The organism is Tenacibaculum sp. M341, from assembly GCF_004337695.1.
Classification (GTDB): domain Bacteria; phylum Bacteroidota; class Bacteroidia; order Flavobacteriales; family Flavobacteriaceae; genus Polaribacter.
The window spans coordinates 19,666-41,515 of the sequence record NZ_SJXJ01000020.1 but is presented as its reverse complement, the minus strand read 5'-3'; the positions used below and the strand labels follow the sequence as shown (position 1 = coordinate 41,515).

Sequence of the window (21,850 nt, the reverse complement as noted above, 5' to 3'; positions counted from 1 at the left end):
AAGCTAAAAATAAATGCTAAATAATTATGATTTTATCATTGTTTTAGAGTTAATTTTTATTCAAATCTCGCACTACGTTTATAAGGTCATATTTATTTTTTATATTTATGAGATAATTAACCATTTACTAAAAATCAATTATGATGAAAATTTTTAAATCAAAAATTAATTTAACAAAAACTCTTGTTGTAGGGTTGCTATGTTTAACTTCTTGTACTCAAGAATCTGTTATTGAAAAAGACATTGAAACAAGCACTGCAAAAGAAGAAAACACTTTGCAAAGAGCTGCTAATGGAAATCTTAATTTAGTAGTTAGAAACAATAGTTCTGAATTACTTTTCTATCCTTTTAGGAATAATACATTCTACAATAATGGTGGTGGTGTAAGAGTTGGACATAATTGGAATTTTACGCACTACTTTCCTGCTGACTGGAATGGTGACGGAAATACTGATTTAATTGTTAGAACTTCTAACGGTGATTTACTTTTTTACCCTTTCGTAAACAATACTTTTTACAATAACGGCGGTGGTATTAGAGTAGGTCATAATTGGAACTTTACGCACTATTTTGCTGCGGATTTCACAGGTGACGGTACTCCTGATTTAGTTGTTAGAAAATCTAATGGTGATTTATTATTATATCCTTTTAAAAATAATACATTCTACAATAACGGTGGTGGTGTAAGAGTTGGACACAACTGGAACTTTACTCATTACTTTCCTGCTGACTGGAATGGTGATGGTACAGCGGACTTAGTCGTTAGAAATGCTAATGGTGATTTATTACTGTATCCTTTTAGAAATAATACATTTTACAATAACGGTGGTGGTGTTAGAGTTGGACATAACTGGAATTTTACGCACTACTTTCCTGCTGACTGGGATGGTAATGGTACTCCTGATTTAGTTGTTAGAAAGTCTAATGGTGATTTATTATTATACCCTTTTAGAAATAACACATTCTATAATAACGGTGGTGGTGTAAGAGTTGGACACAACTGGAACTTTACAGATTATTTTCCTGCTGATTGGAATAGAGATGGTACGGCTGATTTAGTTGTTAGAAAATCTAATGGAGATTTATTATTTTACCCTTTTAGAAATAATACATTCTACAATAACGGTGGTGGTGTAAGAGTTGGACATAACTGGAACTTTACTCATTACTTTACTGTAGAAACTAGATAAGCATACTTATTTATACTGTATATAACAAACCAGAAGTAACCACTTTACTTCTGGTTTGTTGCTTTTATTCTTATAAATTACTTTTTCCTTCTACTGAAATTTCTGCCCCTTCTAACAACATAACTGAACTTGGTTCAATAGAATTTAAAAACTCAAAATTATCTCCATACGTTTCTTTAAAATCAATTTTCATATTGAAATTATTTATTGGATAATATTGCCATCTAGGATGTCTTACTTCATATTCTGTTGTTTTCTTTTCTGATTCTTTTGCATAGCCCCAATAATGTTCAGAAATAAATTCTATAACAGAGTTCTCTTCGATATTTGTTGGTATATTTTCAGCAATTACCTCAATTGAATTCCAATTGTTGTTTTTCTTCCACTTATACACCACTTCTAATTCATTCTCTTTTTCTTTCCAAAGATGCTGCATCGGTAATGTTTCGTAATTTTCATTATAAACAGTATTAGCTACAAAAGTAATCGCTGGCTTTGGCACTATTTCTTTTATAAAAACCACACCTCGCTTTACTTCACTTGCTGTTTTTCTTTTTACATAAAATCGGAGGTTTACTTCTTCAAAATTAATATGAAATGGAATTTTAACTCCTAATAACTTCGTGTTTTTAAACATAAAACCTACCACGCTAACATAACAAACATCTTCAAAAAAATCGAGTTCTGTTCCTTTTGGTACATATGGCTGAAGTACTACAGGTTTTACAGCATAGTTTACCATCACTAATTTTCTCCATTCTGCTTTTAAAAAACTCATACTTTTTGTTTTTCTAATTTATAAACTTGTTCAACTATATAGGTAAAAAAGAAAGCTAAAATAATAGGTATCATAAAAAATAAATACTCTAAAATATCTGTTTTAAAAGATATATAATCCGAAGAAAAACCAAAAATCATTCCTACTAAAAAATAAAGCAATACCATTTTTATATAAAACCTTATTCTTTTTAACCATTTTTCTTCAGTTATAAAACTCAAATTTATTCCAGCTAAAAATTGAAAAGCCCCTAAAACAATTGATAACATTAAACTCCAAAATAATAGCAATTCTTCTTTAAATAAGAATCCATATAAGAACAATCCAAAAGTTAATAGTATTAAAACTCTATTAACCCAAGTTGTTATTAAAACACCTTTTATCATTTTTTACAGTATTTCTCTCCACTTATCAGACTCTGCATACTCTTTGATTGTTTTATTTCTTAGCTTTAAAAAATTAGTCATATACTTTTCTAAAAAAAGAAAATCTACAAACTTACCTATAAAACCAAGTGGCGAATGATATTCCATTACATCCACCAATGTTGTAATATTATTTTTGAACGAAAAAAAATGTTCATGTTTAAAACTTTTAAACGCTCCTGAAAGCATTATATCGGCAAAATAATCTGAATCTCTGCAACCTGTTACTTTTGATGTAAAATTTTGATACACTCCTAAATACTTTGCTCTCCAAGTTACTGTTTCGTTTAAATTAATTAATCCTTCAGTTTTACCTGCAATCGCTTTTTCATTAGTGCTTTCTGTTGAAATTTTATGTAAATCGATACTTCTTGATAAATCAAAAACTAACTTTTTAGCTGCTTTTATTTTGGTAAATAATACAATTGTTGGCATAATTTTACTTTTTAAGTTTATTATTCATCAGGGGAATGAAGCGGGAATATATTTGTCGTAAACACACTCATTTTCTTTCTCCATTCTTATTATTATTGGATACTAAACTCTTTGAACGTTTTAGTATCAAACTCAAAGCCTAAATCCAATAATTTTTCTGGATATACATTTCTACTTTTTAATAATAACTCTGTTTCTGTTCCTATTATTTTTGCTCCTATTTTTAACATCCATTTGGTGGCACTTAATCCAAACGGTGCTTTAATTTTTTTTCTTAATTCTTTTTGAAACTCTTTATTTCTAATCGGATTTGGCACACATATATTATACACACCAGATTTTTTAGTCATTAAAAAATCAATTGCTTTTATATAATCTTTTTCTGTTATCCAACTTATAAATTGATTCCCTTTTCCTTGCTTTCCTCCTAATCCAAGTTTTGTCATTTTTTTCATAATTGGAAAAGCGCCTCCGTTACTTCCCAATACAATAGAAGTTCTTGTTATTATTTTTTTTGTTTTTGAAAACTCATAATTATTAAACACTTCTTCCCATTTCTTACATACATCCATAGAAAAATCAATTCCTATTTCTCCTTTTTCTTCGGTCATCTGTACATCTTCAGAATGCCTGTATATCGTCGCTGAAGAAGACTGGATAAAAACTTTCGGCGGAAACGCTAGTTCTTGAACAATTTCACATAACAAAGCTGTACTTTGCAATCTGCTTTGATAAATTTCTTCTTTATTTTCTTTAGTATATCTACAATTAACCGATTTTCCCGTTAGATTAATTAATACATCTGTATGTTCTAATAAAGAAGTCCAATATCCTTTTGTTTTTCCGTTCCATTGTAAATAGTGAACGTTTCCTGAATTTAACTTTTGTTTTCTTGTTAAAATATATATTTGATTCTTCTTTTCTTTCTTATAATAATTGGTTAGCAATTCTCCCAAATATCCAGTTCCTCCTGCGATGACTATTTTCATAATATTTATTTTTAAATTACGAATTTTCTTAACTCTCTATTCTTGGTTCTCTTCACTGTATTCTGTTTTTTATTTCATTAAATACCAAATAATAATACTAGCAATACAATGATTCTATACAACACCCAGGTGTATGATAAGTAACTTGGTAACTCTAACAATTTCACTCTTCGTTTATGCTCAAAAAACATCAACGAAACAATTCCAAAAAATGAAATGATAATAAATGTTTGAGACAAAGGAATTATCATATTTAATAACTGTAATTGAAATAATCCAATACATCCTATTAATGAAATTGTCATTAAATTTCCTGCATAGTTCATGATTGTTTTAGCATCTTTCTTCAGTAAAAACAAACTCTGAAATATTATTTGAGCTGCAGCAATAAACAACTCTGTTTGAAAACTTGTTTTAGGTAAATCACTAATCAAATTAGAAAAACTAAAAAGACTATACCCTGTTATAAATACTGAAATAAGTATAAATAATAATCTGTAGGTTAAATTAAAGCTAGGTACACACGTTAATTCTTTTGTTGGCTGTACCTCTGAAGGCATAATTACTTTTCTGTTATAAGAAACAAATGAATACAACTTTGTCAATCCGAAATGTATGAATGAAACCTTGCCTATTCTCTCTATCATCGGATATGAATTCCCTATCACCTTTAACAAACTATCAATGCCATAAATTACTTTTTTGTTTTCCTTATCAACTAAAGCTATTTCGTTAGCAGCTCTTTCTATATCTACAAATGTTCTTTCTTCTGTTGTTAACTTTTCAAATGCTTTTCTTCCGTTAACATCTAACATTTTAGTACTAATAAAGCCACTTGTATATAAATTACATAACGGACATTTTGTATCGTATAGTAAGGTGTGATTGTTAAGTGTGTTCATAATGTTTCTTTTTAATTGCGAATTAGAAGAGGTAAACTATATGTCTTAGTTACTCTTTATATTTTAGTCTTCTCTACTATCCATTTCTCTTATACGTTGTTGTCTTAAATTTTCTTTTTTACTTGCTTTTCTTCCATTTAGAAAAAACACAATAAAAATGATCATTATTACTCCTAGATAAATTGAAAAACCACCAATTTTTGTACTCAAATCTTCTACCAAATCTTGATAGCTATGCATACCATACATTTGAATTATTTTTAAAGCAAAACCTACATTGATTAAATAAAATCCAATTTTAAATAGTTTATTAGTTGCTAAAGCTATTTCTGTTTTCTGATTAAAAATATCTAGCATAAATATTTTACTGTTTTTAAATAAATGTTGTGCTACTAAAGTGGTTAATCCAATACTCACCGGTAAATAAATAGCATAAGCAATTAGTGTTAATGTAGTTTCCATGATTATTTGTTTTTGTAATGTTTATGTGATTTATAAATTGTTATTAAATTGATTATATGTAAAAACGCTATGATTAATAATATAAAACTCAGCCTACTACTTACCTCTTCTATTAATTGCTGACAAGTTGTAATATTGTTTAATGAACTTAAGGTCCATACTACTAAGCCCAGATTTAAAAAGTAATAAGCAGTTCGTAATACATTGTTTATTCCATTAGCAAACTTTTCATCTTCCGGAAAATAGTTTGATATGTAAATTTTCCCATTCCTATAGCATTCATTACCAACGTATACAATACTCATGCTTGCTAATAGAATATATATGATGTAAGTAATTGTATTCATTTTCTTATTATTTCAAATTTTCAGAAATTATTGAAAGTTTATATTTAAATTTTTTTGTCTTGTATTTTCAGTTTTTCTAAGAAAACAGTCACTCCGTATGCTAATACTACAGGTAGTCCGAAAAAGAATAGCTCTACAAAAAGGTTATCCATACTTCCATTAGACAAACTATCCCAAAACGTAAAATATGTTATTACAATTGTAAAATATATTCCTTCAAACAACTTTTCTTTTTTATTTAAAACATCCCAATTGAAAAGAACTATTAAACAAAATAACACTTGTAAAAAACCTAAAGGTATAGCAAATAAAGCTGCTAGAGCCAAGCTATCAGTTTCAGAAATACTTGCTAAAAGTAGTATTGTAAAAATTATGATTAAAAATCTATTTATATGTTTCATATTTTCAGAAATTATTGAAAGTTTGTGTTTAAATTTTTTTATTTTTTTAAAAGCTTAGTAAAATTAGATAATAACCAATGCTCATCTGCCTTAATAGCTTTATCTAATAATCCATTAAACATGCCTGTTACAGAAAGAATATCATTCATTAGTTTTCTGAACACCTCTGCCTCGTTAGAATCTTCTGTTACATCATTTTGTAATTCATCTAACACCTTTAATACAGGCTCTATTTCTCTTTTCTTTCGCTCTTTAGTTACTTGTTTAAATAACTCCCAAATGTCTTTGTCTGCAACAAAAAATTCTTTACGCTCCCCTACTACAAATTCTTTACGAACAATTCCCCAATCAATTAGCGCACGAACATTCATGTTTACATTTCCTCTTGATATTTTTAAGGTTTCCATAATTTCATCAGCAGACATTGGGTCTACAGAAACTAGCAACAACGCATGTACTTGAGCCATTGTTTTATTAATACCCCAAGAAGTTGCTAAACTTCCCCATGTTTGAATGTACTTTAATTTTGCTGCTTCTAATTCCATGGTACAAACATATAACTTTTTTCTAAACTTTCAAAAATTATTGAAAATAAAATATTCATTCTTTTCTCTCTACTCTATTCTCAGCATACTTTTTCTCCATAAAAAAAGTGATATATAAAGCTAAAAAGACTGGTATTACTGACAAAACATACTCATTGTAAAAAGGAATATACTTCCATAAAAAACCGAAAAAGAAAAATAAATATATAAGAACTGACACAAAATAAACTAGAAAAACACCCTTTAGTGGTTTAAAATTATTCTTTGTTAACAATAATGTAAGTGCTAATAATACTTGATAAGCACCCAAAACAATAGCCGATATTAATGCTAATATTTGGTAATTAATTCTCCCATTTATTGCATAACAACCAAATAAAACACCTGTAACTATCATTATTAGCCTATTCAGGTTTATACCTATTTTTAATACTGTATTCATATTATTAATTTTTATTTCAAAAAAAAGAGTTTTTATTCATAACTAATACTGTTAATTGATATTTGTAAACTAGTAATCAATATGCGTGTCAATCAATCAGTTTTTTTTATCTATTTATGCATACTCTCTATGTTCTATAAAAAGTTTTTTATTTTTCTTGTAATATTTTTAATTCTCGATTTACTAATCAAGAAAACACAATTTTGAGTAACGATTTTTATACCACTTCTATTTTACCTCATGCAGGAATCATTATTAAAATATGCAGAGCATATACTGATTCGCAAGAGGATTTTGAGGACTTTTATCAGGAGGCTTGTTTACAAATTTGGAAAAGTAGAACGGCTTTTAAAGAAAAGTCTAAGTGGTCTACTTGGATTTATAGAATTACACTAAACGTGTGCTTAACCTTGGTAAAAAAAAATAATCGTAGAGCAAGACCTATAGAGGTGATTCAGGAAGATTTTGATAATAACAAAGCCTTTGAAAACGAAAATCTGAATTTGTTATATGAGGCTATTAAAAAACTCTCAGAATTGGATAGGGCAATTATTCTATTGTATTTAGAGGAAAACCCTAATAAAGAAATTGCTGTAATTATTGGAACTAGCGCTAACAATATTGCAGTACGTATTAACAGAATTAAAAAACAATTAAAAATATTATTAGATGGAAAAATCAATTGAGAAAATATGGAATGAATCTTTTATTAAAGAAGAATCGTTCATTGCTCCTAAAATAAATGATTTGTATAACAAAAAATCAAAATCTGTGATTAATAAAATTAAAAGAACTTACGAAATTGATAATAAAGGACTAATTCCAATGGCTATTTTAGTATTGATTGGTATGATCGCTTTTTCTGAATTTATTATTGGAATTTACGGCTCTTTTTTAATTATTTGTCTGTACTTTTTTAATAAACGATTACTAAGCAGATTTGAAACTATTGATATTAAACTTGATAATTTATCGTATCTAAAAAAATATCAAAGCATTGTTGCATCTATCATTAAATCAACAAAAAAGCTTTTTATGTTTGGCTTACCTGTTGCTGTAATGTCAATATTTATACTAGCATATTTTATTAAAGAAGATAGTTTTTTATCTAATGTTTTATTGAATGAGCTCACTTTTATTGAAGCAATGGGAATTGGTTTGGGTATGACCGTTTTTATGTCAATTCTTTGTACAATTGTTTACACTATATCAACTAACTTAGTATATGGTAGACAACTTCGTAAATTGAATGAAATTATTTCAGAAATGGAAAACTTAAAAAGCTTATAAATATACACTTCGTCATTGTGTAATATTATTTATACAATGACGATTTTTTTTTAATTTCTACTATCACATAAAACTTTTACTGGCAAATCTGAAGTATTTAAAAATCGTATTTCTTCACAGCCAAAAACCCAATTCTGAAACCCAAATACAACTGGAGGCATATTTTTAAAGAGTTTTCCTGTCCATTGTCTGTGAAAAAATTCTTTTTCATTTTCTAAAATAGGTAGTGTTAAATTTGCATTTACACCTGAATAAAAAGTGTGATTGTAAATAATCTCTTTCTTTTCTCTATCTATAACAAGAAGGTTTTCTTTATTTATTAAGTAGTATTGTAGTTCGTTTAAAACATAAGATAAAACAAATCTAACTTCATAATTAAACTCAGCTGGTACTTCATAAATATCTAATTGTCCTCTAAATCTATCAGGATTTAGCCTTTTCCATACAAATGGATTTAATTTACCTACTACAAATGGATTTTGTTTTCCAATAGTTGCAAAATTAATATGACAGTTATATTTTAAAACATCTCCTAAATCAAAACCAAATTGATACTGTTTCTCTGTTTTTTCATAATGATTTTCGTCAAAAAAAGCATTAATACAAGCAATTACAGGTAACGAACTTACCTTTAAAGTATGTACTTTCTCATTATTTACATCATAAATAAAAACATTGTCAGACTCTGAAACATTTATAATATCCAAAAACTTTTTTCGCTGCTCAATATTTAATCTAACAGTATCTTTTAATATTTCTTTAGGCAAAACCTCTTCTGTATCTTTTTTATTTGAAAAATAAACATTAGAAGCATTTAAAAAACCTGTGCTAATTTCTCCATTATCTTTTTCGTCATATTGAGTTGCAGTATACACCTCCATTTTAGAAAAATTGTACGAATCAGATAATAACGAATTTAATACATAAACAGTATCTTGTTTTTGTTTTACTCCTAACCACTCTCCTTTTAGTGTTTGATTATTTTCAACTGCTTGACCAAAAATTTTAGTGTTTTCAACAATCTCTAATTCAGTATTCAAAGGAAAAGTTCCTAATATTTTTCCTTGAGGAGATTTTCTATATTTTAAACCAGTTGGATTGCTAACGTATACGTGTGTGTTTTCTTTTTTTGAGTTGATTTCTTTAAGTCTGTCCTTGATTTTATCAATAGCTTTACTTTGTTTTTCCTCAACTTTTTTATCTTTATTTTCTTTTTCCAAAGATTTTAGTTCTTTACTTTCCTTTTGATTTCCTTCGCATGCAAAAAGAATAAGCACTAAAAATATTTTTAAAAAGTTTTTTATCATTTCAAATCAAATTAACTAATCAACTGTACTGCTTTATTAGGGATAATTAAGTTTTTGAAGAAGTATTTATGCTTTATAAAACAGTTTTGACTCGTAAAATACAATTTTTGAATCATTTATTAAAAAATCATACCAATTATATGGTTTTTAAACATTTTCATCATTCTTTTAAATCACAACAACTATCTCTTTTTCTGTAAAATAGTTAATCCTATTCTAATTTGTTCATATGGAATTTTTTCTTCTAAAAATTCAAAATAAGGTTTTAAAGCTGTTTCGTTTTTAAGAACTTTTTTTGCGTTTGCTATTAATTTTAATTGATTTGCATCTATAAATTTATCTAAGGCAATATCTTTTCCTTCTAAATATAATTTAGATAGATGTGAAAAAATTGTTTGTGCTTTTAAGCCTCTTGCTTCTGCTATTTCCTCAATCGTAAAACCTTCTTCATACAATTTATAGGTTTCTAATGTAGTATCTTTTTTATTCTTCTTCTTTTCTTTTAGAAATGTTTTTATTTCTTCCATAAATTCTCCTCCATAAACTTCTAACTTACGTTGTCCTACTCCACTTATGGCTAAAAATTCATTATCGGTTTGTGGTCGTTCTTTTTCTATTTCTCTTAAAGTTGCATCGTTAAAAACTAAGTATGCCGCTATATTTTCTTCTGTAGCAATTCGGTAACGCAGTGCTCGTAAACGATCGAATAAACTATTTTTTGATGTGCTCTTAGTTATTTTAGTTACTTTTCTTTTTTCTTCTTTTTTAACTTCTACAGGTGTTGTTAATTGTACTTTTTCATTATTAAATAAAACTTTAGATGAAAAATCTGTTAACTGTAAAGCATTATTCTCATGAAATGCTATTTGACAATATCCTTGATTTATCAATTGAATAATATAATGTTGCCAATCTTTCCATGATGTTTCTTTACCTACCCCATAAGTTTTTAACGTGTTATAGTTTTTATCTAACACTTTAGCATTTTGCGCTCCACGTAGTACATCTACAACTGTACCTAAAGCTTCTTTTCCTTTTAACCTGTAGATAGCAGAAAGTGCTTTTTGGGCAATTACTGTTCCGTCAAAAAACTTAGGCGGATTTTTACATACATCGCAATTACCACAATTCTCTTCAATCAATTCTCCAAAATAACTTAACAAAATTTTTCGCCTACACACAGTTGCTTCTGCAAACTGCTTCATTCTATCTAATTTTGCTTCTTGTACTTCTTGATTGCTGGTACCTTCTATAAACTTTCTTAACTGAATTACATCTGCATAACTATGAAATAATAATGCATGTGATTCTAAACCATCACGCCCAGAACGTCCAATTTCTTGATAATAACCCTCGATGTTTTTAGGCATATTGTAGTGAATTACCCAACGAACGTTAGACTTGTCTATTCCCATACCAAAAGCAACTGTTGCGCATACTACCTGACAATTATCTTTTATAAATGCTTCTTGAGTTGCTGCTCGCTCATCAAAAGTTAATCCTGCATGGTAGGCTCTTGCATCTATATTGTTTTGTTTTAATTTGGCAGCTAACTGCTCAGTAGTTTTTCTACTCAAACAATAAATAATACCAGCTTCGTTTGCTCTCTTTCCAATATAATCGATTATTTGTTGTATGCGCTCATTGGCTGGTCTTACTTCTAAGGTAATATTCTCTCTATTAAAAGAACTAATAAAGCGAGTTGCATGAGGTATGGACAATTGCTCCAATATGTCTTCTTGGGTTGCTTTGTCTGCTGTTGCTGTTAAAGCTATAATAGGCACCTCTGGCAACGTTTTTTTTAGAAAAGCCAACTGTTTATACGAAGGTCTAAAATCATGTCCCCAAGAAGATATACAGTGAGCTTCATCAATAGCTACACACCCAATATAACTCTGATTTAATACATTTTGTAAAAGAAGTAAACTTTCTGGTGCTACATAAAGCAGCTGTATTTTTTTATCGGCAATAGCATTAAATACTTCTTGTTGTTCTTCGGAAGACTGACTACTATTAAAAAACATAGCAGGTATACCATTTGCCTTTAAACTATCTACCTGATCTTTCATTAAGGCAATCAATGGAGAAATTACCAAAGTAACTCCTTCAATAAATAATGAAGGTAATTGAAAACAGATTGATTTTCCACCACCTGTTGGCATAATTACCAATGTATCTTTCTTGTTTAATACATTTTCTACAATAGCTTGTTGATTTGATCTAAAACTATCGTATCCGAAGTTTGTTTTTAATTTTTTTAGAAGCTCTTTTTCGCCGATATCAGTCATACCGCAAAAGTAAACAAAACGAAGAATTTGAAGCTCGCTTTTTTACAAAGAAACAGATATTTATACCAATCCTCTTCTTCTTAAAGAAAGATAGTCTATCCAATTTCTTTCTACCGTGTTATCAAAGAATTCTCCGTTATAATACAGCCAATGCTCACCCGTTTCAATTCTTTTTACAACTCTATTGTTATAACAAATCTGAATTTCGTGCAAATGTTCTCTATTCCATTCAAAATCTTTAAATTTATCTTTTAAACAGGACGTTAACATTTTTTTAACTCCATAACTTCCATTGTCTAAAAATAAAAACTCTGCTTCTAAATAGAATACTTGCCTTGGTTCAAAAAAAGCTTCTTTAGTCATTAATTCTGGTACCCTTGAAAACTCCTCTCCAACATCATAGATAGTACCTGCATTGTAAACACCATTTACATGAAAAGAAAGTACATTCTGTTTTATTTTTTCAAAAGCTCCTGAAAATTGATAGCCTGTGGTATGAAAAAAATGATTGTGAAAATCTTTAATTAATTCATTGTGATTTCCTAAAACCCTAATTTCATCAAAACAATATAGATTTACTAAATCATTAGACATTTTCATATCATACTGTCTTTCATTTAAAAAATGTAAATAATCATGTCCTCCTTCTCCATTTTCAATAATCCAAATATCAAATTCATCTAGTTTATTTTCAATACCTAAATCACCTCTTCCTTTTCTCGACTTATATTTAATATCTAAACAATTTTCTTCTTCATTTACATAATAAATAACCTTCTCCCAAAGCTCTCCTCCTGTATCTGCTAAATGAGCACATATAGCAAAACAATCTACCTCAGTAACTTTTTGCTTCTTAGGAAAAACTCTCAACATTTTATTTACAATCGTAGCCATACACCAACAAATTTTATTTGTTAAAAATAGACGATAATTTGAGACTATAAATAAACTTCTAAAATTTTGGCTGATTGGCTTTTTAAACTGATTTCTTGAATACTTGCTGGTAATAAAATAGTTTCTCCTTTTTCTACTGAAAAAACCTCATCGTTTGCTATTACTTCAAAAACACCATCTACACACATATAAATCACAAAAGAATCTAGCTGGCTATAATCTTTTAATATTGTCGTATTTAACTGAATTACATCAGTTTTAAAATAAGGTGAATGTATCAATTTAGAAGACTGGTTTTCTACCAATTCATAATCTGTTTTATAAGATTCATGCACTCTGTAATCGATAGCATCTAAAGCTTGTTCAGTATGTAACTCTCTTTGTTTACCTGAGATTTTATCTACTCTCTCGTAATCATAAATACGATACGTAATATCTGAAGTTTGTTGAATTTCTGCTAAAACTGTTCCCGCTCCAATCGCATGAACTCTTCCTGTTGGAATGTAAAAAGCATCTCCCTTAGTAACTTTCTCAGCATTTAAAATATCTAAAATTTTACCTCCTTCTAATGCTTCCACATATTCCTTCTGCGAAACCTCTTCATTAAACCCAATAATTAATTCAGCAGTAGCATCGCTATCCATAATGTACCACATTTCATTTTTACCAAAAGAATCATGACGTTCTTTGGCTAATTCATTATTCGGATGTACTTGAATAGATAAAGGTGTTTTCGCATCTATAAACTTTATTAAGACGGGAAAATCTTCTCCAAACTGTTCGTAAACCTTATCTCCAACAAATGTTCCTTTATATTTTTGAACCAATTCTTTTAAAGATGTTCCTCTTAAATCTCCATTAGCAACTATTGATACATTGCCTTTAACATCAGAAATCTCCCAACTTTCTCCTATGTTATTTTTTTCTGACTTTTTTTTGAATTTTTGAACCAGCTTTTCACCTCCCCAAATTTTTTCTTTTAAAATAGGAGTAAATTTTATTGGATATAGTTTCATATTTGTCTCATTATTAATCTAAAAAAGGCATTTTTCAACAGTTAACTGATTAAATATAAAGCTTTTTAAGCACTTTATCGATATTTTAATCTTCTTTTAACTCCTAATAAAAAAATTTCTTCTGGTAATAAAGACAGATCTATTTATTCCTGTAAAATAAACTCAATACTTTCTAAGAAATTTTTATCACTCCAATTCGCCGCTCCAGATTTATCTACACGAATATTTCCATGCTTATCTATGATAAAAGTTCTTGGAATTGATGTTATTGACGGAAGCTCTTTTAAATATCCTTGCTTAGCTTGATATACAGGGAATTCATAACCTTCTTCTTTAAAAAACGTACTTACATCGTTCCAGTTTTCATTGGTAATTGTTATAAACACAACATCATCTTTATAATCATTATAAAACTTTTGAATTGAAGGCAATTCTGCTACACAAGGCGGACACCAAGTTGCCCAGAAATTTAAAAATATCACTTTTCCTTTGAATTCAGAAAAATTTGCATTGTATGTATTTACACCTGTCAATTCCCAATTATAATCAAAAACACGAGCTCCTCCTTCTATCTTCTCTACTGTTGGAGCAAAAGAAACTTGTCTTATAAACCAAGCACGTGTTGGTTTATAAATCAGCAAAAAAATAGCTAACCCAAAAATAAAGTTTGATAATGTCAGATGTTTTTTAAAATTCATATAAGTTTTTTGTGATTGGTCGTTGTAAATGAACTAACATATCAGTATACCATGTTATATTTTTCTTAATAAACGTAATCATTATTTTTTTTCTCTTAAATCTTAAAATTTTATAGCTTTCCTTTTTTCACTCTTCCTTCATTATTTGCTTTTATATACTCATTTGTTTCTACATTTAAACATGTTAACCATTTTCCTCCATAAGCATACGTATCAATACAAATAGTATGACCAAAATTAGCTATTTCTCCATTTTTTCTAGAAGTATGTCCGCAAATTACTTTTTTAGTTTTACTATATTTCTCAGGAATTTCAAACTTTTTCCAAAACAAATGATACTTGTTCTGTGCTTCTAAATTCTTTCCTTTTTCTAATCCTGCATGCACAAAAATATAGTCATCAATTTCAACATATGGTTTACAGCTATCAATAAACTCCCAATGACTTTTATCTATTTTATTCACCCAATTAAGATCATCTCCTATTTTATATGAATTTAACGTTTCAGCTCCTCCGAAGTATAACCAATCTTTTAATGTATCATGATTATTTCTGGCTGTCTGCATCATTATTTCATGATTTCCTAAAATAAACTCAAAATGATACTTTTCTTTATTCTTAATTAACCAATCTATTACTCCTTTACTATTAGGTCCTCTATCAATATAATCTCCAAGAAAAACGACAGTATCTTCCTCTTGTATAATGTATTGTTTAAAAATAGTTTCTAATGCAGTAAAACATCCGTGTATATCTCCTATTACGTATATAGCCATTTATTTTTATTTGGTTCTATTGAATAATATCGTTTTAAATTTTAATTTTTCTTTAAGCTTATGTATTTTCCATCTATTACACTCTTCTTTGGATTTTTCTTATCATAGATTACAAAAAACTCCTCTCCAATACAATCGTTCTTTTTATTAGCACAATCAAATCTTGCAGATAATACTTCTCCTTTATACTTTCTCCCTTTTACATAAAAAACATAGACTAATCTTTTTTTACGACCTGACAATCTTGCATCTATAATCTTTCCTTTCGCTTCTCCCCTTTCATTTGATAAAGACTTTTCTTTTCTATATACATAAAAAAATATTCCCATACCAATTAATAGAATTACTAAATATCCTAAAGAATTATCTGTCGTCTCTTTCATTTTTACAACTCTTAATTAATAGGGTAAAAATACTCCAAAAAAACATGTAAGAAAATCTTAATTATTCCTACAAATACATAGATAAAATTGTTTGAATTGTATTTCTTATAAATACTGTTCATTTAATTCCTAAATTTATCACTTATGGAAAATAAATTAAAAATAGATATAGTTTCTGATGTTGTATGCCCATGGTGTACTGTTGGATATAAACATTTACAAAAAGCCATTACCGATTTAAATATTGAAGATCAAGTAAGCATTGAATGGCAGCCTTTTGAACTGAACCCGAATATGCCCGAGGAAGGACAAGATTTAACTGAACATATCACTCAAAAATATGGTTCTACTAAAGAACAACATGAAGCTTCTAGAAATAGATTAGTAGAAGCTGGTGCTAATGTTGATCTTAAATTTGATTTTTATAACGGCATGCGAATTGTAAATACATTTGATGCACATGTTTTACTTGAATATGCTAAGAAGTTTGACAAACAAACTGAGTTAAAAATGCGATTAACTACAGCTTATTTTAGTGAACAAAAAGATGTTTCTAAAAAAGATGTTTTGAAACAAGCTTTGTTAGATGTTGGCTTAAATGCTGAAGAGGCTTTAGCTACTTTAGAGAATGATGATGTACGTTTTGAAGTACAAAGAAATAAACAATATTGGCAAAACTTAGGTGTAAGATCTGTTCCTACCATTGTTTTTAATAGAAAAGAAGGTGTAACGGGTGCGCAACCTATTGAAGTGTTTAAAAGTATTTTAACTCAATTTACTCAGACTGCTGAAACGGAGTCTTAAATAAAACTAAGATTTAAACCTAAAAAACAGCCTCACAAATTTTTATTGATTATTGAGGCTGTTTTTTATCAAGCACAAATAGAACTAAAATTTAAAATCTCCATAATCAGTAATCCACCTAATTTCTTCCATTAGTCTGTACTCATTTAATTCATGAACTTTTGTTTTAATAAAAATAGAATCACTCTCTAATTTACCTTTAAAAACAAACTCTTTCTTTGATCGTTTTTTATAAACGAATACTGCTTTAACTTCAGATGTATCTCTAAAACTATATAATGTAATCTCTTTTTTTAGAGTATCTGCTTTAAGTGAATAATAATTATTCTTATTACTCTCATTTATTACTTTTACACTTCCAGGTAATCTAGAGTCACTATTAAATAATATGGACTTCCATTTATAATCTGCTTGTTTTATCGTATCTCCATTTATTAAAAATTGTTGTACTACATGGTTCCCTGTGAATGTAGGAGCTACTTTTGTATATCTTCTTTCAATTCTTTCAGAAAAACTCATAAAGAAAGAAGTCCCTATCCCAACACAAATTAGAAGCTTTATCAACTTTGACGCTTTTTTACCCTTTGAAGTTATAAACAAAGGCTTTTCAACTATTGGTTCAGTAGATTTATTGTAAATAAAAAGGTTTAATAAATTTTTAAAATATGGACTAAGTAACATAATTGTCATTAACAATAAATGTATTGCGAACATTTTTACTCTAACATCATAACCTATATCAATAATAACAACATTAATCATCGCTATTAACAAAATAAAAGCGCCTAAAAAAGTAAATCTTCTAAATAACAATAATATTCCTCCAACCACTTCAACCCATCCTGTCGTCATAGTATATAACTTAGAACTACTCATAAAAGCCCACAGAAAACGCATTCCTGTATAATCTCCCATTTTACTTTCTAACTTATTTAAGTCCATTTCTCCAAATTGCAACATAAATACTTTAGACAATCCATAGAGGATCAATGTAAAACCAACATGATATCTTAGTATAACTCTGGTTAAGTTATTTAATTTAAAACTATGATTTACCTTTAACTTAAAGTTTATAAATTCCCAGACTGCAGCTACAATTACCGAAATAATTGTTATTAGTAAAAACCTACTGAAATCATATTTTGAGTCGAATCCATTATATAAAAGATTCTCATTTAATTCCCAACCTATAACAGTTTCTCCAAACCATATAGTTATTTTCTCCCAAAAGGATATACTATCAGTATTTAAACCTTTTATATATTCAAATCCGTAAGGGTAAATATAAAATACAATGTATAAGAATAGGAGTTTTATTAAAAATGATTTAACTCCTATTCTATTCATCGATTTATCCATTTTTTATTGTTTTCACAAACTCACCAATGCCTTCAACTCCATTCTTATCTAAACTTTTAATAAATGCTGATCCTATAATAGCTCCGTTACCATATTCACAAGCTTTTGAAAATGTTTTATTGTCAGAAATTCCAAAACCGATAATTAACTTACTTTGTAAATTCATTGCTTTTATACGCTCAAAATAATCGATTTGTTGTTGAGAAATCTCTCCTTTTGCTCCTGTAATTGAAGAAGAGGCAACCATGTAAATAAATGATTCTGTCAATGTATCTATTTTACGAATTCTTTCCTCTGATGTTTGAGGCGTAATTAAAAACACATTTGTAATTCCGTATTTTGCAAACAAAGCTTTGTAATGACTTTCATACTCTACCATTGGTAAATCTGGAATAATAATGGTATCAATACCACAATCAACTACTTTTTGACAAAAAGCTTCTTCACCATATTTTATAATTTGATTTACATACCCCATTAACACTAAAGGAGTCCTGTTGGTATCTTTTATTACTTGTAATTGTTCAAAAACAACATCTAAGTTCATTTCATTTTTTAATGCTACAGAACTACTATGTTGAATTGTTGGTCCATCTGCTAATGGATCTGAATATGGTAAACCAACTTCGATAAAATCTACTCCATTTTCTTCTAAAGAAGCTATTGTTTGTTGAGTTGCATTTAACTCAGGAAAACCTGCCGTAAAGAATATTGATAATAAATTTTTATCGTTCTTTTGAAATATTTGTTGAATTGAATTCATTTTTCTGATATTAAATATTTGATATTAAATAGTAGAAGTTTCTTTACTTGAACTGTTCTCGATACGTTTTGTATTACGTTATCACTTCATAAGAAAACACTCGAACTGACAAGCTTTACTTCTTACATCTAATATTCTATTTCTAAAATTTATTAATCTTCTAAATACTTGATAAATGTTGCCAAATCTTTATCTCCTCTACCAGACAAATTAATAACTACAGTTTGATTTGGTTTTAAATCCATTTTCGGTAATACCGCCAAAGCATGTGCCGTTTCTAACGCAGGAATAATACCTTCTAACCGTGTTAACTCATAGGCTGCTGTTAACGCCTCTTTATCCGTCGCATTCATAAATTTAGCCCTTTTCGAATCGAATAAATAGGCATGTAAAGGTCCAACTCCAGGATAATCTAATCCAGCAGAAATAGAATACGGTTCAACAATCTGTCCATATTCATCTTGCATTAAAATCGTTTTACTTCCGTGAATTACTCCAACTTCTCCTAATTGAGAAGTAGCAGCGCTTTCTCCTGAATGTACACCTAAACCAGCTGCTTCTACAGCTATTAATTCTACATCTTCATCTTCTAAATAATGATAAAATGCACCTGCTGCATTACTTCCGCCTCCAACACAAGCTACAATGGTATCTGGATTTTCCTTGCCCGTTTTCTCTTTTAATTGCCATTTCATTTCTTCTGAAATAATCGCTTGTAAACGAGCTACCATATCTGGATGTGGGTGTGGACCTACTACTGAACCAATTAAATAAAATGTTTCAGGATTCTGAATCCAATAACGAATAGCCTCGTTGGTTGCATCTTTCAATGTTTTACTACCACTTGTTGCAGGTACTATTTTTGCACCTAACATTCGCATACGAGCTACATTTGGTGCCTGACGTTCAATATCTACTTCTCCCATAAATACCGTACAATCTAACCCCATTAATGCGCATACTGTTGCTGTTGCTACTCCATGCTGTCCAGCTCCTGTTTCTGCAATAATATTAGTTTTACCTAACTTCTTCGCTATTAAAATCTGACCAATGGTATTATTTACTTTGTGAGCTCCTGTATGATTTAAATCTTCTCTTTTTAAATAAATATTTGCTCCATATTTTTCTGACAAACGTTTTGCTAAATACAATGGACTAGGACGACCAACGTAATCTTTTAACAACGCTTTATATTCATTTTGAAACTCTTCAGATTCTATTATTTGAATATAATTGTCTTCAATCTCTTTTACATTTGGGTATAACAATTCTGGAATAAATGCTCCTCCGAATTGTCCGTAGTAACCGTTTTTATCTGGATTAAATTTCATCTTTTATGGCTTTTGGCATTAGGCTATTGCCTCTATTTTATTTCTTTACTATTATTATCTCTTCTTTATGTATCCATTTTTTTAATAAACTTTTATTAGTACTTAACGGCACTATATAAAATTTTGAATACGATTTAAATACAGTTGATGTTTCAATTGATTCTATTTCAACCTGCATCTTTCCTGTATAATTTGAGTGTATTAAATACAACCGCTCCTTTTCTTTTAGAATATATCCTACATGACTTTCATCAAAGCCTATAAAATGAATTCCTTCTGGCAATTTTTCAGTTATTGATTTAATGTTCTCTTCAACTGTTTTTTCTGAAACTATTAAGATTTCACTCTCTAAAACTAGACTTTTCGCTTCATTTATAGGGCTCTGTTGTGCTAATTGATATCTATTTATATTGAGTCCAATATGTCTCAACGTTGTTGATACAAAATATCCACAAGCTATCTCTCCTTTTTGTGGTTGAGAAGTATGTCCTTCAAATGACCACATTGTTCCTTCCCAAAATGGAATCACTCTATGTAATAGCGATTCTTTAAATTGTCTACTTAATGAATCTAACTCATCTTTTGAACGTAATTCTTTTCTTTTAGCTTCTACACTTTTTCTTACTTCCTGATAACTTCTTCCTTTATCTTTTTCTAATTTGAATTCCTGTAATGATAAAGTATCTTTTACTGTTTCTTTAATTTCTATCTCTTCAGATGAGGCAACCCTAGTTTTACCTTCTTTTATTTGTCCTTTACAACAAATACAAATTAGTAAAACACTAAAACTTATCATTAATTTATACCTCTTCATTTAAGCTTATTTTTCTAAATCTTTCTTTTTAATTTTTCATATTCATCTTACAAACTCAAGTCTTTTTTAAACTTTTGTAAGTCTTTTATTGATTTTAAACCTGGTTTTGTTTCAAACTTGCTGTTTACATCTAATGCATAAATAGGTAAATCTGTTTTTAAAATTTCTTTTACAGACGCTGCTTCATTTAAGCCAATTCCTCCACTTAGAAAAAATGGCTTTGTTGAATTGTAATCTTTTAAAACGGTCCAATCAAACGTAACTCCATTACCTCCTCGTTCTTTTCCTTTGGTGTCAAACAAAAAATAATCAACTACTTCTTCATAAGGTTTTAACACTGAAAAATCGAATGTATCTTTAATACCAAAAACCTTAATTATTTCAACTTTCTGTAATCGTTTTTCCTGTCGACTGCGCTCAAGGTGATCTTTTAATTCTTTGATATATGCTACAGATTCATCACCGTGTAACTGTAATGCATTCAATTTGTATGCTTCCGCTAGCGATAGTACAATTTCTAAATACTCATTTACAAAAACACCTGTTTTTTTTATTCCCTTTGGAATTTCTGGAATGATTCCTTCAAAATTTCGTTTCGATCTGTCATAGAAAATAAAGCCTAAATAGTCAGGATTGAGCGCTGCTACTTCTCTAATATTTTCTACATACTTCATTCCGCAAACTTTCAATTTCATTCTTTGTTCTTTTTGTAATAATTATATAATAAACTTATTGACCTAAAGTAATCTGAATCAAAAGAGATCGTTCTTATATCTTTTATTTTAAAAACTTCATCAAAATCTAAATCTATCATCCCATCAGATTTTATAGAATCTATAGAGAAACTTTCAATATCATAATTATCTAAAACACCATAAAACAGCTCTTCTTCAACTTCATCTTGAAATTCAAAACAACCATACTTACTTTCAGACCACTTTAAAATTTCAATAGTACTTCCAAACTTAAAATCATCAGGTTTTTGAATTTCAATTTCTTTTAATTCTATAACTTTTTTGATAATATGAGCATTTTCTACCTCATATCGTTCTTCAACAAAATTCTTTCTTAGTAATTTATATCCGTCTACTTGATAATCACCAGGAATAGATTGTATTAAAATCCAATCATCGTTTTCATCTAACAAAACTCCTACTTCATTATCTTCCCAATCACGTATTTGATAACTCTCTATTTTCAAACTTCTCTTT

The 21,850-nt window shown here is 28.8% G+C and carries 27 protein-coding genes; 4 read left to right on the top strand and 23 right to left on the bottom strand.

From position 1 onward, the window contains the following. Positions 1-143 precede the first annotated feature (143 nt). Positions 144-1,190: an FG-GAP repeat domain-containing protein gene (locus tag EYW44_RS17910; RefSeq protein ID WP_165872267.1), complete on the top strand. Its 1,047-nt coding sequence runs from the start codon at positions 144-146 to the stop codon at positions 1,188-1,190. Between the two features lie 70 nt (positions 1,191-1,260). Here the strand turns inward: EYW44_RS17910 and EYW44_RS17905 are convergent, their stop codons facing one another. The 10 genes from EYW44_RS17905 to EYW44_RS17860 form a co-directional block, all read right to left on the bottom strand. Next, positions 1,261-1,968, bottom strand: coding sequence for a YqjF family protein (locus EYW44_RS17905; RefSeq protein WP_132725838.1), 708 nt, complete (start codon positions 1,966-1,968; stop codon positions 1,261-1,263). Further along, positions 1,965-2,354: a hypothetical protein gene (locus EYW44_RS17900; protein ID WP_132725835.1), complete on the bottom strand. Its 390-nt coding sequence runs from the start codon at positions 2,352-2,354 to the stop codon at positions 1,965-1,967. Before EYW44_RS17900 ends, EYW44_RS17905 begins: the two co-directional genes overlap by 4 nt. A 3-nt stretch (positions 2,355-2,357) precedes the next feature. Further along, complete coding sequence (locus tag EYW44_RS17895) at positions 2,358-2,828, bottom strand: SRPBCC family protein (protein ID WP_132725832.1); 471 nt, start codon at positions 2,826-2,828, stop codon at positions 2,358-2,360. Positions 2,829-2,920: 92 nt separating this feature from the next. Beyond that, the gene (locus tag EYW44_RS17890) at positions 2,921-3,817 is read right to left on the bottom strand and encodes a TIGR01777 family oxidoreductase (RefSeq protein ID WP_132725829.1); all 897 of its coding nucleotides are present in this window, start codon (positions 3,815-3,817) and stop codon (positions 2,921-2,923) included. A 77-nt stretch (positions 3,818-3,894) separates the two neighbouring features. Next, positions 3,895-4,719: a hypothetical protein gene (locus EYW44_RS17885; protein WP_132725826.1), complete on the bottom strand. Its 825-nt coding sequence runs from the start codon at positions 4,717-4,719 to the stop codon at positions 3,895-3,897. A gap of 63 nt (positions 4,720-4,782) precedes the next feature. Further along, positions 4,783-5,181: a hypothetical protein gene (locus EYW44_RS17880; protein ID WP_132725823.1), complete on the bottom strand. Its 399-nt coding sequence runs from the start codon at positions 5,179-5,181 to the stop codon at positions 4,783-4,785. Positions 5,182-5,183: 2 nt separating this feature from the next. After that, a complete protein-coding gene (locus EYW44_RS17875) occupies positions 5,184-5,528 on the bottom strand; it encodes a hypothetical protein (protein WP_132725821.1) in 345 nt (114 codons plus the stop codon). Between the two features lie 44 nt (positions 5,529-5,572). Beyond that, positions 5,573-5,929, bottom strand: a complete 357-nt coding sequence (locus EYW44_RS17870; protein WP_132725818.1) for a hypothetical protein — start codon at positions 5,927-5,929, stop codon at positions 5,573-5,575. 38 nt (positions 5,930-5,967) lie between these two features. Then, on the bottom strand, positions 5,968-6,474 hold the full coding sequence (locus EYW44_RS17865) for a GbsR/MarR family transcriptional regulator (RefSeq protein ID WP_132725815.1): 507 nt from the start codon (positions 6,472-6,474) through the stop codon (positions 5,968-5,970). Between the two features lie 55 nt (positions 6,475-6,529). Then, the gene (locus EYW44_RS17860) at positions 6,530-6,916 is read right to left on the bottom strand and encodes a hypothetical protein (RefSeq protein WP_132725813.1); all 387 of its coding nucleotides are present in this window, start codon (positions 6,914-6,916) and stop codon (positions 6,530-6,532) included. A 203-nt stretch (positions 6,917-7,119) separates the two neighbouring features. Between EYW44_RS17860 and EYW44_RS17855 the strand changes: the two genes are divergently transcribed. Beyond that, on the top strand, positions 7,120-7,602 hold the full coding sequence (locus EYW44_RS17855) for an RNA polymerase sigma factor (protein WP_132725810.1): 483 nt from the start codon (positions 7,120-7,122) through the stop codon (positions 7,600-7,602). Continuing rightward, positions 7,586-8,206 (top strand): hypothetical protein, encoded by a 621-nt coding sequence (locus EYW44_RS17850; RefSeq protein ID WP_132725807.1) that lies wholly within the window; start codon positions 7,586-7,588, stop codon positions 8,204-8,206. The genes EYW44_RS17855 and EYW44_RS17850 overlap by 17 nt, the downstream gene beginning before the upstream one ends. 50 nt (positions 8,207-8,256) lie before the next feature. On the opposite strand, the gene EYW44_RS17845 is transcribed toward EYW44_RS17850, so the two are convergent. From EYW44_RS17845 to EYW44_RS17815, 7 genes are all read right to left on the bottom strand, one after another. Then, positions 8,257-9,513, bottom strand: a complete 1,257-nt coding sequence (locus EYW44_RS17845) for a hypothetical protein (RefSeq protein WP_132725805.1) — start codon at positions 9,511-9,513, stop codon at positions 8,257-8,259. A 182-nt stretch (positions 9,514-9,695) separates the two neighbouring features. Continuing rightward, positions 9,696-11,801: a DNA helicase RecQ gene (gene recQ / locus EYW44_RS17840; RefSeq protein ID WP_132725802.1), complete on the bottom strand. Its 2,106-nt coding sequence runs from the start codon at positions 11,799-11,801 to the stop codon at positions 9,696-9,698. A 60-nt stretch (positions 11,802-11,861) separates the two neighbouring features. Continuing rightward, positions 11,862-12,695, bottom strand: a complete 834-nt coding sequence (locus EYW44_RS17835; protein ID WP_132725799.1) for a hypothetical protein — start codon at positions 12,693-12,695, stop codon at positions 11,862-11,864. A 44-nt stretch (positions 12,696-12,739) separates the two neighbouring features. Continuing rightward, complete coding sequence (locus tag EYW44_RS17830; RefSeq protein WP_132725796.1) at positions 12,740-13,711, bottom strand: type I phosphomannose isomerase catalytic subunit; 972 nt, start codon at positions 13,709-13,711, stop codon at positions 12,740-12,742. Between the two features lie 143 nt (positions 13,712-13,854). After that, a complete protein-coding gene (locus EYW44_RS17825) occupies positions 13,855-14,409 on the bottom strand; it encodes a TlpA family protein disulfide reductase (protein ID WP_132725793.1) in 555 nt (184 codons plus the stop codon). Between the two features lie 110 nt (positions 14,410-14,519). Further along, the gene (locus EYW44_RS17820) at positions 14,520-15,185 is read right to left on the bottom strand and encodes a metallophosphoesterase family protein (RefSeq protein ID WP_132725790.1); all 666 of its coding nucleotides are present in this window, start codon (positions 15,183-15,185) and stop codon (positions 14,520-14,522) included. Positions 15,186-15,226: 41 nt separating this feature from the next. After that, positions 15,227-15,568 (bottom strand): hypothetical protein, encoded by a 342-nt coding sequence (locus EYW44_RS17815; protein WP_132725787.1) that lies wholly within the window; start codon positions 15,566-15,568, stop codon positions 15,227-15,229. Between the two features lie 144 nt (positions 15,569-15,712). Here EYW44_RS17815 and EYW44_RS17810 point away from each other — a divergent pair, with 144 nt between their 5' ends. Then, a complete protein-coding gene (locus tag EYW44_RS17810) occupies positions 15,713-16,372 on the top strand; it encodes a DsbA family oxidoreductase (RefSeq protein ID WP_132725784.1) in 660 nt (219 codons plus the stop codon). An 84-nt stretch (positions 16,373-16,456) separates the two neighbouring features. On the opposite strand, the gene EYW44_RS17805 is transcribed toward EYW44_RS17810, so the two are convergent. From EYW44_RS17805 to EYW44_RS17780, 6 genes are all read right to left on the bottom strand, one after another. After that, on the bottom strand, positions 16,457-17,719 hold the full coding sequence (locus tag EYW44_RS17805; RefSeq protein WP_165872266.1) for a DoxX family protein: 1,263 nt from the start codon (positions 17,717-17,719) through the stop codon (positions 16,457-16,459). A gap of 4 nt (positions 17,720-17,723) precedes the next feature. Beyond that, complete coding sequence (trpA, locus tag EYW44_RS17800) at positions 17,724-18,494, bottom strand: tryptophan synthase subunit alpha (protein WP_132725779.1); 771 nt, start codon at positions 18,492-18,494, stop codon at positions 17,724-17,726. Between the two features lie 152 nt (positions 18,495-18,646). Next, on the bottom strand, positions 18,647-19,825 hold the full coding sequence (gene trpB / locus EYW44_RS17795) for a tryptophan synthase subunit beta (RefSeq protein ID WP_132725776.1): 1,179 nt from the start codon (positions 19,823-19,825) through the stop codon (positions 18,647-18,649). A 37-nt stretch (positions 19,826-19,862) separates the two neighbouring features. Further along, a complete protein-coding gene (locus tag EYW44_RS17790) occupies positions 19,863-20,639 on the bottom strand; it encodes a hypothetical protein (RefSeq protein ID WP_132725773.1) in 777 nt (258 codons plus the stop codon). 47 nt (positions 20,640-20,686) lie between these two features. Then, the gene (locus EYW44_RS17785) at positions 20,687-21,334 is read right to left on the bottom strand and encodes a phosphoribosylanthranilate isomerase (protein WP_243643694.1); all 648 of its coding nucleotides are present in this window, start codon (positions 21,332-21,334) and stop codon (positions 20,687-20,689) included. Next, positions 21,331-21,840 carry a hypothetical protein gene (locus tag EYW44_RS17780; protein WP_132725770.1) on the bottom strand — a complete coding sequence of 170 codons (510 nt, stop codon included), beginning with the start codon at positions 21,838-21,840 and terminating at the stop codon, positions 21,331-21,333. Before EYW44_RS17780 ends, EYW44_RS17785 begins: the two co-directional genes overlap by 4 nt. Between the last annotated feature and the right edge of the window lie 10 nt (positions 21,841-21,850).